General features: G+C 64.9%; 11 protein-coding genes. 9 read left to right on the top strand and 2 right to left on the bottom strand.

Translation table 11 applies throughout. The annotated features are described in order from the left end of the window. Positions 1–38 precede the first annotated feature (38 nt). Together GRB80_RS13425 and map are read right to left on the bottom strand one after the other, a co-directional pair. Complete coding sequence (locus tag GRB80_RS13425; protein ID WP_161423900.1) at positions 39–2,720, bottom strand: [protein-PII] uridylyltransferase; 2,682 nt, start codon at positions 2,718–2,720, stop codon at positions 39–41. Positions 2,721–2,724: 4 nt separating this feature from the next. Further along, positions 2,725–3,516 carry a type I methionyl aminopeptidase gene (gene map, locus GRB80_RS13420; protein WP_161423899.1) on the bottom strand — a complete coding sequence of 264 codons (792 nt, stop codon included), beginning with the start codon at positions 3,514–3,516 and terminating at the stop codon, positions 2,725–2,727. A 320-nt stretch (positions 3,517–3,836) separates the two neighbouring features. Here map and rpsB point away from each other — a divergent pair, with 320 nt between their 5' ends. From rpsB to bamA, 9 genes are all read left to right on the top strand, one after another. Beyond that, positions 3,837–4,586 carry a 30S ribosomal protein S2 gene (gene rpsB / locus GRB80_RS13415; protein WP_132042857.1) on the top strand — a complete coding sequence of 250 codons (750 nt, stop codon included), beginning with the start codon at positions 3,837–3,839 and terminating at the stop codon, positions 4,584–4,586. Between the two features lie 162 nt (positions 4,587–4,748). After that, entirely contained in the window at positions 4,749–5,618 is an 870-nt protein-coding gene (gene tsf / locus GRB80_RS13410) for a translation elongation factor Ts (protein ID WP_161423898.1), read from the top strand. A gap of 111 nt (positions 5,619–5,729) precedes the next feature. After that, positions 5,730–6,491: a UMP kinase gene (gene pyrH / locus GRB80_RS13405; RefSeq protein ID WP_161423897.1), complete on the top strand. Its 762-nt coding sequence runs from the start codon at positions 5,730–5,732 to the stop codon at positions 6,489–6,491. Positions 6,492–6,495: 4 nt separating this feature from the next. Further along, positions 6,496–7,053 (top strand): ribosome recycling factor, encoded by a 558-nt coding sequence (gene frr / locus GRB80_RS13400; protein WP_161423896.1) that lies wholly within the window; start codon positions 6,496–6,498, stop codon positions 7,051–7,053. Positions 7,054–7,111: 58 nt separating this feature from the next. Next, positions 7,112–7,900 carry a polyprenyl diphosphate synthase gene (gene uppS / locus GRB80_RS13395; RefSeq protein WP_161423895.1) on the top strand — a complete coding sequence of 263 codons (789 nt, stop codon included), beginning with the start codon at positions 7,112–7,114 and terminating at the stop codon, positions 7,898–7,900. Further along, complete coding sequence (locus tag GRB80_RS13390; protein WP_161423894.1) at positions 7,893–8,693, top strand: phosphatidate cytidylyltransferase; 801 nt, start codon at positions 7,893–7,895, stop codon at positions 8,691–8,693. The genes uppS and GRB80_RS13390 overlap by 8 nt, the downstream gene beginning before the upstream one ends. 1 nt (position 8,694) lies before the next feature. Further along, the gene (gene ispC / locus GRB80_RS13385) at positions 8,695–9,894 is read left to right on the top strand and encodes a 1-deoxy-D-xylulose-5-phosphate reductoisomerase (protein ID WP_161423893.1); all 1,200 of its coding nucleotides are present in this window, start codon (positions 8,695–8,697) and stop codon (positions 9,892–9,894) included. Between the two features lie 48 nt (positions 9,895–9,942). Continuing rightward, the gene (rseP, locus tag GRB80_RS13380; RefSeq protein WP_161423892.1) at positions 9,943–11,301 is read left to right on the top strand and encodes an RIP metalloprotease RseP; all 1,359 of its coding nucleotides are present in this window, start codon (positions 9,943–9,945) and stop codon (positions 11,299–11,301) included. Positions 11,302–11,390: 89 nt separating this feature from the next. Next, the gene (gene bamA / locus GRB80_RS13375) at positions 11,391–13,736 is read left to right on the top strand and encodes an outer membrane protein assembly factor BamA (protein WP_237561994.1); all 2,346 of its coding nucleotides are present in this window, start codon (positions 11,391–11,393) and stop codon (positions 13,734–13,736) included. Positions 13,737–13,739: the final 3 nt, after the last annotated feature.

Below are 13,739 nucleotides of genomic sequence, written 5' to 3'. Positions count from 1 at the left end.
TCGATTATAGGGAAGGCCAGGGAAGGCCTCAAACGCGGCTAGCCTGAGACATCCAGCACCTCCACCAGGCGCTCGCGCAGGCGCGCCTGGCGCTCGGGGTCGGTGAGCGGGCGGCCGGTCTTGTCGGTGATGAAGAAGACGTCCTCCACCTTCTCGCCCAGGGTGGCGATCTTGGCCGCGGAGAGAGCGATATCCTGCTCCATGAAGATGCGGCCGACCCGGGCCAGCAGGCCGGGGCGGTCCGGGGCGATCAACTCCAGCAGGGTGCGCTCGTTGGCCGGGTCCTGCTCGATGATCACCCGGGTGGGAACCTTGAAGTGTCTGAGCTGACGTGGGGTGTGACGGGTGACGATCTGCGGGTAGTCGTCGGGGTCGTCGAGCTCCTCGACCAGATGGGCGCGAATCTCTTCCAGGCGGATCGGGTCGCGAATGGGGCGCCCCTGGTCGTCGAGCACGATAAAGGTGTTCAGCGTCCAGTCGTTGCTGGAGGTGGCGATACGCGCATCGTGGATGGAGAGGCCGAGCTGGTCGAGGTCGGCGGCGGTGGCGGCGAAGAGGTCATCCACCGAGCGGGTGTGGATAAACACCTTGGTGCCGCCCTCGACCATGCCGTCGGCCGGAGCGCTGAGCAGGATCAATGGCAGCTGGCTCGTCCCGTGGGCGAGGATGCCCTGGGTCTGCCAGGCGATTTCGCTGGGGGCGTACTGCAGGAAGTACTCTTCGCCCAGCGACTCCCACAGGCGCTGCACCCGGTCCATGTCGGCCCCCACCGCCGCAAGCAGCGAGAGTGCCTCGTCGCGGGTCTCGTTGACCCAGTCGTTGCGCTCCAGGGGGTTCTCCAGGCCGCGACGCAGGGCGCGCTTGGTCTCAGCGTGCAGCTGGCGCAGCAGCGAGGCGCGCCAGCCGTTCCAGAGGCTGGGGTTGGTGGCATTGATATCGGCAACGGTCAGTACGTACAGGTAGTCGAGGCGTGTCTCGTCGCCGACCAGGCGGGCGAAGTCGGCGATCACGTCGGGGTCGGTGATATCGCGCTTCTGGGCCACCATCGACATGGTGAGATGCTGCTCTACCAGCCAGCTTACCAGGCGCGTATCCCGGGGGGAGAGGCCATGGCGTTCGGCAAAGACCTCGACGTCCCGGGCGCCGAGGATCGAATGGTCACCGCCGCGGCCCTTGCCGATATCGTGGTAGAGCCCCGCGATCCACAGCAGCTCCAGCTTGGGCAGCTGGTGGATGATATTGGCGGCCACCGGGAAGGTCTCGCGGGCCTCGGGCTTGCGGAAGCCGTGAATGAACTTCAGCAGATGCAGGGTGTGGGCGTCCACGGTATAGATATGGAAGAGATCATGTTGCATCAGGCCGATGGCTCGACCAAATTCCGGCAGGTACTTGCCCAGCACCCCGTAACGATTCATGCGCCGTAGCTGGCGTGCCACGTTGCCACCGGAGCGCAGCAGCTCCATGAACAGGCTCTGGTGGCGCACGTCATCGCGGTAGAGGTCGTCGATCAGGTGGCGGTGGTCGCGGATCTGGCGGATGGTGTCGGCACGTACGCCTTCGATGTCGGGATGCTCGGCCATCAGCAGGAAGAGCTCGAGCAGGGCCGAGGGGCGGTCGCGGAAGACGGTTCGCGAGCGCGCCTGGATAAAGCCATCCTTGACCTCGAAACGTTCATTGAGTGGCTCGACCGGCAGCACCTCGCCGGCATGCAGGATCGCCTCGTCGAAATGCTGCAGCAGCATGTCGTTGAGGCCCGCCAGGGCCGTGATATGGCGGTAGTAGCGCTTCATGAACTGCTCGACGGCGAGACGCTCCGGTGTGTCACGAAAGCCGAAAAGCTCGGCGATGGTGCGCTGGTGGTCAAACAGCAGACGATCCTCGGCGCGGCCAGCAAGCATGTGCAAGGCGTAGCGCACCTGCCACAGGAAGGCCTGCCCCTGGCTGAGAATGCGGAGCTCGGCGTCGTTCATGAAGCCGGCGGCCACCAGGTCGCTGTAGCGCTCGCTGCCGAAATGTCGCTTGGCGACCCAGCCGATCATCTGGATATCGCGTAGCCCGCCGGGCGCGCTCTTGATATTGGGCTCCAGGTGGTACTCGGAGTTGTTGTGGCGCTGGTGGCGGCTGATCTGCTCCTGCCACTTGGCTTCGAAGAAATGCTTCGCCGGCCATACGCGATCGGCGGCCAGGCGTGCCTTCATCGACTCGCGCAGCCGTTCGTGGCCGGCGATGGTGCGGCTCTCGAGCAGGTTGGTGATGACCGTAAGGTCGGCCCTTGCCTCGCGTTCGCAGTCGGCCAGCGAGCGCACGCTGTGCCCGATTTCCAGGCCGATGTCCCACAGGAAGGTGATAAAGGCCGATAGCGGCTCGCGATAGGGCGCATCATCGTCGTGTTCGAGCAGCAGCAGCAGGTCGACATCGGAGTAAGGATGCAGCTCGCCGCGGCCATAGCCGCCCACGGCGAGCAGTGATACACCGTTATCGGGCCAAGCGTGATGCTCCCAGGCCGCTGCTAACAGCCGATCCAGGCACCAGGCGCGACCGTGAACGAGGTCGCGAATATCGGCCCCGGCGCGAAACCGCTCGTCGAGACGCGCCTGGATTTCGCGCAGGGCGGCCTTGAACGGCGCGATCAGCGAGTGGCTGGCAGAGAGCTCCGCCCGGAAACCCTCGACGTCGAACAGAGATTCGTCCGGCGTAAAGCGATAGTGGTGGAGCAGCATCGGCTCAGGGCTCGAGGAAGGTGAGGTCTTCGTCGCTGCGCGCGGTGAGTACCTCGACGCCGGACTCGGTGACCAGCAGGGTGTGCTCCCACTGGGCGGAGAGGCTGCGGTCGCGGGTCACGGCGGTCCAGCCATCGCGCAACACCTTGGTGCGGTAGCCTCCCACGTTGATCATCGGCTCGACGGTCAGGCACATGCCGGCGGCGAGTTCGATATCGGCCTCGGGGGCATAGCCGTCGTAGTGCAGCACCTGCGGGTCCTCATGGAAGCTGGCGCCGATGCCGTGGCCGCAGAAGTCGCGCACCACCGAGTAGCCGTTGGCCTCGGCATGCTTCTGGATGGCGCGGGCAAGCTCCGAGAGGCGCACGCCGGGGCGCATCAGCGCCATGCTCTTGTAGAGACACTCCTGGGTGATGCGGCACAGGCGCTCGCCCTGGATATTCTCGCCGACCACGTACATCACGCTGGAGTCGCCATGATAGCCATCGGCGGTCTTCACGGTGATGTCCAGGTTCATGATGTCGCCGCTCTTGAGCTTCTTGGCGTCGTCGGGGATACCGTGACACACCACGTGATTGATCGAGGTGCACACCGACTTGGGAAAGCCATGGTAATCGAGAGGGGCGGGGGTCGATCCCAGCTCCTCGACGATAAAGTCGTGACACAGGCGGTCGATCTCGCCGGTGGAGATGCCGGCCTTGATATGGGGGGTGATCATCTCGATCACACGGGCAGCCTGGCGGCCCGCCTCACGCATCTTCTCGATCTCGTCGAGCGTCTTGATGGGTACGTTCATGGGGTCTCGGATTTGGGGGTGGAGGGCGTCCGCGATAGCCATTCACGCGCGCGGACTGCTTCATCTCGGGCTTATTCCATGGTATAAAGCTGCGCGCCTTCCTGCAATCGTCGAGCCTTCGTGGCAGCGTGTCTGGTGATCCTCGGGTCGCCCAGCCGTGCCGGAAATCTTCGATAGCGAGGGTGCCAATCAACATAACGCCTTGAAAACACACATGCACCGGCACATGGTCCCGGGTGCCGCAGCGTCTCTTAATGGAGGTGTAGCGGTCGGATCCATGGGGTGCATGGAGGCCTAACCCGATATTTCAGGAGTCATCCATGGCACACGTCAATATGCGTGACCTGCTCAAGGCAGGTGCTCACTTCGGTCACCAGACCAAGTACTGGAACCCGAAGATGAGCAAGTTCATCTTCGGTGCACGCAACAAGATCCACATCATCAACCTCGAGCACACCCTGCCGGCGCTCAACGAGGCCATCGATGTGGTCGAGAAGATGGCGGCGGCGAACAACAAGATTCTGTTCGTCGGCACCAAGCGCAGCGCGAGCAAGATCATCAAGGAAGAGGCCACTCGCGCCGGCCAGCCATTCGTCAACCATCGCTGGCTTGGCGGCATGCTGACCAACTACAAGACCATTCGCGTCTCCATCAAGCGTCTGCGTGACCTCGAGGCCATGCACGAAGACGGCACCTTCGACAAGCTGACCAAGAAGGAAGTGCTGATGGCGACCCGCGAGCAGGAGAAGCTCGAGCGGTCCGTGGGTGGTATCAAGGAGATGGGTGGTCTGCCCGACGCTCTGTTCGTGATCGATGTCGACCATGAGCGCATCGCCATCAACGAGGCGAACAAGCTGGGCATCCCGGTCATCGGTGTGGTGGATACCAACTCCGATCCGGATGGCGTCGACTATGTGATCCCCGGCAACGATGACTCCATCCGCGCCATCCAGATCTACGTCAAGTCCATCGCCGATGCCTGCGCGCGTGCCAAGGAAGGTCGTCCCGACGAGTTCGTCGAGGTGACCGAAGAGGCCGCCGCTCAGGAAAGCGACAGCGCCGCCGAGTGATCGCGGCCCGTCTGATCGACGGCGGCCGTCGGCCAGTCATGCTGCTGACAGCGCCGTTGGTTGGACGAGAAGGGGGCCGCGGCCCCCTTTCTTCTCCGAATTTTCGAAATCTCCGCCACGGGGGTTTCGGCCCACTACCCGAGATATTCAGAGGTGACACCCATGGCAGCTATCAGCGCCTCACAGGTCAAGGAACTGCGCGAGCGTACCGGGCTCGGCATGATGGAGTGCAAGAAGGCCCTCACCGAGACCGGCGGTGATATCGAGCAGGCGATCGAGAACCTGCGCAAGAACTCAGGCCTCAAGGCCGCCAAGAAGGCCGACCGCACCGCCGCCGAAGGCGTCGTGGTGACTCGTGTGGCCGAAGACGGCAGCTACGGCGTGATGATCGAGATCAACTCCGAGACCGACTTCGTCGCTCGTGACGACAACTTCACGGCCTTCGCCGCGAAGATCGCCGATGCCTTCTTCGCCGCCAAGAGCGAGGACGTGGCCGCCGTGATGGCAGGCGACCTGGAGACCGCTCGCGAGCAGCTGGTCCAGAAGATCGGTGAGAACATTGATGTGCGTCGCAGCGTGGTGGTCGAGGCCGGCGACGGCAACCTGGTCGGTGAATACGTCCACGGTGGCCGTATCGGCGTGCTGACCAAGCTCAAGGGCGGCAACGCCGAGGCGGCCAAGGACGTTGCCATGCACGTCGCCGCCATCAACCCGGCCGTGGCACGCCCCGAGGACATGCCCCAGGAGCAGCTGGACGCCGAGAAGGCGATCATCCTGGCGCAGCCCGATATGGCCGGCAAGCCTGAGCAGATCGCCGAGAAAATGGTCCAGGGTCGCCTCAAGAAGTACCTGGCCGAGAACAGCCTGACCGAGCAGCCGTTCGTCAAGAACCCGGACCAGAGCGTGGCCGAGTTCGTCAAGGCCGCCGGCGGCGAGGTGATCGGCTTTACCCGCTTCGAGGTGGGTGAGGGCATCGAGAAGGAAGAGGTCGACTTCGCCAAGGAAGTGATGGAACAGGCCAAGCGCAGCTGAGGTCAGAAGTTCCGCTACCGTGATGGCGTGCGCGCGAGCGCACGCCTTCGCGTATCCGGCCGGTTAAACCGGCCCCATGTCATGCCACCCCAGATGCCAGGAGATGTTGCCATGTCCACCGCCGAACACCTCGAAGCCCCCGCCAAGCCACGCTCTCAGAAGTCGAAGTACAAGCGTATCCTGCTCAAGCTCTCCGGCGAGGCGTTGACCGGGGATGCCGAGTTCGGCATCGATCCCACGGTTCTCGATCGTATGGCGCTGGAGATCGGGCAGCTGGTCGGCATCGGCGTTCAGGTGGGCATCGTGGTCGGAGGTGGCAACCTGTTCCGGGGTGCCGCCCTGCACGAGGCCGGCATGGAGCGAGTCACCGGTGACCACATGGGCATGTTGGCCACGGTGATGAATGCCCTGGCCATGCGCGATGCCCTGGAGCGCTCCAATATCCGCTCGCGGGTGATGTCGGCGATTCCCATGAGTGGCGTGGTGGAGCACTATGATCGGCGTACCGCCATTCGCTACCTGACTTCCGGCGACGTGGTGCTGTTCTCCGCGGGCACGGGCAACCCCTTCTTCACCACCGACTCGGCGGCCTGCCTGCGCGGCATCGAGATCGATGCCGACGTGGTGATCAAGGCCACCAAGGTAGATGGGGTGTATGACAAGGATCCGGTCAAGTATTCGGACGCGGTGAAGTATGACCAGCTCAGTTATGATGATGCGCTGGACCAGAAGCTCGGTGTCATGGATTTGACCGCCATCTGCCTGGTGCGGGACCATGACATGCCGGTACGCGTCTTCAACATGAACAAGCCTGGCGCCCTGCTCAACCTGGTGGTGGGCGGCGAGGAAGGCACGCTGATAGACAGAGGCTGATATCGTGATCAATGACATCAAGAAGGACGCAGAGAGCCGCATGAAGAAGAGCGTCGAGGCGCTCCACGGCAACCTGAACAAGATTCGTACCGGGCGAGCTCACGCCAGCATTCTGGATTCGGTGACCGTCGAGTACTACGGCAGCCAGGTGCCCCTGAACCAGGTGGCGAACATCAATACCGAAGACGCTCGTACCCTCTCGGTCGTGCCCTGGGAGCAGAGCATGGTGCCCAAGGTCGAGAAGGCGATCATGACCTCCGACCTGGGGCTGAATCCTTCGACTGCCGGCAACAATATTCGCGTGCCGCTGCCCATGCTCACCGAGGAGACCCGCAAGGGCTACATCAAGCAGGCGCGCCACGAGGCCGAGAACTCCCGGGTGGCCGTGCGCAACGTGCGTCGTGATGCCAACGGTGATATCAAGTCCCTGCTCAAGGATAAGGAGATCAGCGAGGACGAGCAGCGCCAAGCCGAAGAGGCGATCCAGAAGCTGACCGACAAGTACATCGCCGAGATCGACAAGATCCTGGAGTCCAAGGAACGCGACCTGATGCAGGTCTGAGGACATCCGCCCGGCCCGCTCGCGGCCGGGCGTGGCGACACACCCAAAGCGAGACCCCATGACGTCACCGCTCCCCCCCAGCGCCGGAACTCCCACCGGCACTTCCTCCGCCACCGAGACCGGTCTTCCGCGCCACGTGGCGATCATCATGGATGGCAACAACCGCTGGGCGAAGGCCCGTGGCCTCTCCGGCGTTCGCGGCCATCACGCCGGCGTCGAAGCCGTGCGGGCCACGATTCGACGTGCCGCCGAGCGCGGGGTCGGGGTCCTCACCCTGTTCGCCTTCTCCAGCGAGAACTGGAAACGGCCCAAGGCCGAGGTGAGCGCGCTGATGGAGCTGTTCCTGCTGGCGCTCAAGCGCGAGGTGAACAAGCTTCATGCCAATGGTATTCGCCTCACGGTCATCGGTGATCGCAGTGGTTTCTCCGAGGCGATTCAGGCGCATATTGCTCGCGCCGAGGCCAAGACCCGAGACAATACGCGACTGCATCTGGTGATTGCCGCCAACTATGGCGGTCAGTGGGACCTCGCCCAGGCGGCGCGCCGTCTGGGCGAGCGGGTCGCCGCCGGCGAGCTTGCCACGGATGCCATCGACGAGGCGGCCCTGGCCTCAGAGCTGAACCTCGCCGGCGTGGCGCCGGTGGATCTCTGTATCCGCACCAGTGGGGAGCAGCGCATCTCCAACTTCGTGCTCTGGGAACTGGCCTATGCCGAGCTCCATTTCACGCAGCGCCTGTGGCCCGACTTCGATGCCGATGCCTTCGATGCCGCGCTGGAGGACTTCCGGCGTCGCAAGCGGCGGTTCGGCATGACCGATGATCAGATCGACGAGGCCCAAGGTGCTTAGACAGCGCATTATTACCGCCGCCTGGCTGGCTCCGCTGATGCTGGCCGGCCTGTTCGGCCTCTCGGGGGGCGCCTTCGCGGGCTTCACCGCGGCCATCGTGCTGCTGGGTGGCTGGGAGTGGACCAACCTGGCCGGTATCGCCGGGCGTGCTCGGCGGCTGGGCGTTGTCGGACTCCTGGCCCTGACCATGGCGCTGCTGTGGGGTAGCGGCGGTGCTCGGGCCGTCTGGCCGCTTTGGCTGGGTCTGGCCGGCTGGGGGCTCAACCTCTACTGGGTCACCCACTATCCCGATCACACGCGTCAGTGGGCCTCATCTGCGCGGCGCCTGGCCATGGGCCTGTGGGTGCTGCTGCCGGCCTGGGTGGGGCTCAATGTGCTGCGCGAGATCGGTGGCATCTGGCTGCTGTTCGTGATGCTGCTGGTGTGGAGTGCGGATATCGGTGCCTACTTCGCCGGTCGCGCCTTCGGCCGACTGAAGCTGGCGCCGCGGGTCAGCCCCGGCAAGAGCTGGGAGGGCGTGATGGGAGGCATGGCGGCCACGCTGGTGCTGGCCCTGATATTCGCCTTCGCTCAGGCGCTGACGCCGGTCGACGCCGTCCTGCTGGTGCTGACCACCCTGGCGGTGACACTGGTCTCGGTGCTGGGTGACCTGCTCGAGAGCATGCTCAAGCGCCATCGTGGCATCAAGGATTCCAGCGCTCTGCTGCCCGGCCATGGCGGCGTGCTCGACCGTATCGACAGCCTGACCGCGGCCCTGCCGCTGTTCGCCCTTCTTGCACCGGGGGTGGTCTAGCATGGGCAGCGACACCCGCCAGCGCCGCCAGGGGGTTACCGTGCTGGGCGCCACCGGCTCCATCGGCACCAGCACCCTGGACGTGATCGCGAGGCACCCGGAGCGCTACCGGGTCCATGCCCTGACTGCCCACCGTTCCCGTGAGCCGATGCTGGCGCTATGTCGGCACCATCGGCCGGCGGTGGCGGTGCTCGAACGCGAAAGTGACGCCTGCTGGCTCCGCGAGCGCCTGGCCGAGGCAGACCTCTCCACCGAGGTGCGCAGCGGCCCCGAGGCATTGGTGGAGGTCGCCGAGGCCGGCGAGGCCGAGGTGGTGATGTCGGCCATCGTCGGCGCCGCGGGGCTGCTGCCGACGCTCGCCGCGGTGCGTGCCGGCAAGCGGGTGCTGCTGGCCAACAAGGAGGCCCTGGTGATGTCCGGGGCGCTGTTCATGGAGGCAGTGTCACAGCATGGCGCTACCCTGTTGCCCATCGACTCCGAACATAATGCCATCTACCAGTGTCTACCTCTGGAGCATCGCGGCGGCCTGGCTCGTCACGGCGTGACCCAGCTGCTGCTGACCGCCTCCGGCGGCCCCTTTCGGGGGTGGGCGGCCGAGGCCCTGGCCGAGGTCACCCCGGCCCAGGCCTGTGCTCACCCCAACTGGAGCATGGGGCAGAAGATCTCGGTGGACAGCGCCACCCTGATGAACAAGGGGCTCGAGCTGATCGAGGCGTGCTGGTTGTTCGATGCCTCCCCCGACCAGGTTCAGGTGGTGGTGCATCCACAGAGCGTGATCCACTCCATGGCGGCCTACAGCGATGGTTCGGTCATCGCCCAGCTCGGCAACCCTGATATGCGCACGCCCATCGCCTATGGGCTGGCCTGGCCCGAGCGAATCGATGCCGGCGTCCAGTCGCTGGACCTGTTTTCCGTGGCGCGACTCGATTTCGAGCCGCCCGACGAGGAGGCCTTCCCTTGCCTACGGCTGGCGCGTGACGCCATGGCGGCGGGAGGGACGGCGCCGGCGGTGCTCAATGCCGCCAACGAAATGGCGGTGGCGGCCTTTCTGGGCGGCAGGCTGCCCTTCACCGGCATTGCCGAGCTGGTGGCGAGGGTGCGTGATGCCGAACCGGTGCAGCCGGCCACCGAGCTTGAAGTGATTCTCGCGGCCGATGCCCAGGCGCGGCGTGCCGCCGAGAGGTATCTGGCACGCCTTTGAGGCGAGGCCGCAACATCATGGCGTCAATGATGTCAGGAGGAGAGTGACTTGGGCGTGATCCAGAATATCCTGGCCGTGGTCGTGGTGCTGGGCCTGCTGGTAACCTTTCACGAGTTCGGCCACTTCTGGGTGGCACGGCGCTGTGGTGTGAAGGTGCTGCGCTTTTCGGTGGGCTTCGGCACGCCGATCTGGTCGCGACATGATCGCCAGGGCACCGAGTACGCCATCGCCGCCATTCCGTTGGGCGGCTACGTCAAGATGCTCGACGAGCGCGAGGGTGATGTGTCCCCCGACGAGCTCGACCGTGCCTTCAATCGCAAGAGTGTCTGGCAGCGTATCGCCATCGTCGCCGCCGGCCCCCTTGCCAACTTCCTGCTGGCCCTGGTGGCGTACTGGATGCTGTTCGTTGCCGGCACGGTAACGGTGGCGCCGGTGATCGGCGAGGTGGCGCCTGGCTCACCCGCCGAGCGGGGCGGGTTGAGGGTCGACCATGAGATCACCGCCGTTCAGGGCGAGGCCGTGCGCTCCTGGGAGGAGATCAACCTCAAGCTGGTGGCGGCCATCGGCGAGCCCGAAGCGCTTTCCATCGCCACCCGGCCGAATGCCACCGCCGAGCCGCGCGAGCACCGGGTGCCGGTAGACAACTGGCTGGTGCGACAGGATCCGCCTCAGCCGCTGGTCACGCTTGGCGTGACACCTTGGCGGCCGCCGATACCGGCGGTGCTGGATCAGGTTGTCGAGGGCGAGGCCGCGGCGCTGGCGGGCCTCGAGGCGGGGGACGAGATCCTCCGTGTGGACGGCCAGCCGGTGGATGGCTGGCGCGACTTCGTCGAGAGCGTGCGCGCCCACCCCGGTGAGCCACTCGAGCTCGAGGTGAGTCGGGAGGGACGGCGGCTGACGCTGACCGTCACGCCGGGCCGTCGCGAGCTGGATGAGGGCATCAGCATCGGTTATGTCGGTGCCGGGGTGGTGCCGGTGGAGTGGCCCGAGGAGTACCGTCGCGAGATCCGCTACGGGCCGGTCGCCGCGGTGGGCGAGGCCTTCTCGCGCACCGGCGAGATGATCCTGCTCACCTTCGATGCGGTGCGCAAGATGCTGGTGGGGCTGATTTCGCCTTCCAATCTCTCGGGGCCGATCACCATTGCCCAGATCTCCGGCGACTCGGCGCGTGCCGGCCTGGAGAGCTTTGTCAGTTTCCTGGCCTACCTGTCGATCAGCCTGGGGGTGTTCAATCTGTTGCCGATTCCGGTGCTGGATGGCGGCCACCTGCTCTACTATGCCATGGAGCTGGTTCGCGGCCGGCCGGTCTCGGAACGCACTCAGGCCATTGGGCTGCGCATCGGCCTGGCCCTGGTGGCTGGCCTGATGTTGATGGCGATCTATTTCGACCTGATGCGGCTCTGGTAGGCACTCCCTCGCCTTGTCAGTAGACTGCACAAATGTATAAGGTGCCTGTCTGGACAGGTTTGGCAGATCAACGCGAGCGAATCGATTGCATGAAAATCAAGACCATCGGACTGGCGGCGCTGCTGCTCGCCGGGGCCAGTGTGGCCCAGGCGGAACCTTTCGACGTTGCCGACATTCGGGTAGAGGGTCTGCAGCGTATCTCTGCCGCCTCCGTCTTCAACGCCTTTCCTGTCTCCGCCCGTGATCGCGTCGACGAGCGCGAGCTCGCCGAGGCCGCTCGCGAGCTCTTCGCCACCGGCCTGTTCGAGGATGTCAGGCTGGCTCGCGAGGGCGATGTCCTGATCATTCAGGTGGTCGAACGCCCGACCATCAGCCGCCTCAACATCGACGGCAACCGCCAGCTCGACGATGACCAGCTACGCCAGGGCCTGCGCGAGGCGGGCCTCGACGAGGGGCAGGTCCTGCAGCTCTCCACCCTGGAGGAGATCGAGCGTGAGCTCGAGGGCGTCTATCAGGCCCAGGGTCGCTACAGCGCCAGTATCGAGACCAGCGTGCGCGAGGTCGACGAGGGGCGGGTGCAGGTCGATATCGAGATCAATGAAGGGGCGGTGGCCAAGATCCGCCAGATCAATATCGTCGGCAATCGGGCCTTCGATGATGCGACCCTGCGTGAGGTGTTCGAGCTCAACGACCGCCCCGGTCGCATCTTCGGCTGGTTCTCCAAGGATGAGTATTCGCGAGAGGCCCTGGCCGGTGACCTCGAGCGCCTGCGCTCGTTCTATCTGGACCGCGGCTATGTCAACTTCAACATCGAGTCGACCCAGGTCTCGATCAGCCCCGACAAGTCCGAGATCTTCGTCACCATCAATGTCGACGAAGGCGCCGAGTATCGGCTGGGCGACGTGCGCTTCGTGGGCGACCTGACGATCAGCGAGCGTGAGGCGCGTGAGCTGCTGAAGGTCACTCCCGGGGAGACCTTCTCGCGCAGCGAGGTGACCGCCTCCAGCGAGGCGCTGCGTGCACGCCTGGGGGCCGACGGCTTCGCCTTCGCCAGCGTCGATGGCATTCCCGAGACAGGCGCCGACGGCGAGACCGTCGACCTGGTGTTCCGGGTCGACCCGGGCCGCCGCGCCTATGTGCGGCGCATCGAGTTTGTCGGCAATACCACCACCATGGATGAGGTGCTGCGCCGCGAGATGGTCCAGATGGAGGGGGCGCCTGCCTCTACCGAGGCGATCAGCAAGTCCCAGCAGCGACTCGAGCGCCTGGGCTTCTTCAAGCAGGTCGAGGTCGAGACCCAGCCGGTGGCCGGCGAGCCCGACAAGCTCGACGTTACCTACAGCGTCGAGGAGCAGCCCTCCGGGTCGATCTCGGCAAGTATCGGCTTCTCCCAGAGTGCCGGGGTGATCTACGGCGTGGGCCTCTCCCAGAGCAACTTCCTGGGCACCGGCAACCGGGTGAATATCGGTGCCCAGCGCAGTGATACCTTCACCAGCCTCAACTTCGGCTTCACCGACCCCTACTGGACCATGGATGGCATCTCACGGGGCTATAACCTCTATTATCGCGAGTCCGACTACGAAGATTCCGATATCTCGACCTACTCCACCGATGCCTACGGGGCGGGGATCAACTTCGGTTATCCGATCAACGAGATCACGCGGCTTAACTTCGGCACCGTGGTGGAAGACCTGAGCATCAAGACCTACAACGATACGGCGTCGGAAATCAAGCGCTACGTCGATGATCAGGGTAGCGATGCCCAGGCACTGAAGCTGACCGCCAGCTGGACCCGCAACAACCTCAACCGCGGCATCATGCCCACCGACGGCAGCTACCAGCGCCTGTCGCTGGAGACCGCGGTGCCGGGCAGCGATGCGGAGTATGCCAAGCTGCGTGCCCAGGCTCGCCAGCTCTTCGCACTGGATGACAACCATGACTGGGCGCTGAAGTTCAAGGGCGAGCTGGGCTATGCCGATACCCTGGGGGGCAGCGACCCCTATCCCTTCTACGAGAACTTCTATGCCGGTGGTCTGGGCTCGGTGCGCGGCTTCACCGGCAATACCCTGGGTCAGCCCACCACGCCGTCGGGCAATTCCACCCGTGATCGCACCCTGGGGGGTAACGTGCTGGTCCAGGGCAGTGCCGAGCTGATCTTCCCGACCCCCTTCGTGAGCGATCAGCGCTCGGTGCAGAGCTCGCTGTTCATCGACGGCGGCAACACCTTCTTGACCGATTGCTACCCCGTGGAAGCGGACGCCAGCTCCAGCTGCAGCTCGGGGGTCGACCTCGGTGATCTGCGCTACAGCGTCGGTCTGGGCCTCTCCTGGCTGACTCCGGTGGGCCCCTTGACCTTCAGTATCGCCGAACCGCTCAACGACAAGAGCGGTGATGATACCCAGTTCTTCCAGTTCTCCCTCGGGCAGACCTTCTGACCC

The sequence above is a fragment of the Halomonas icarae genome, assembly GCF_009901955.1.
Lineage (GTDB): Bacteria > Pseudomonadota > Gammaproteobacteria > Pseudomonadales > Halomonadaceae > Halomonas > Halomonas icarae.
This window is presented reverse-complemented; position numbering and strand designations above follow the sequence as displayed.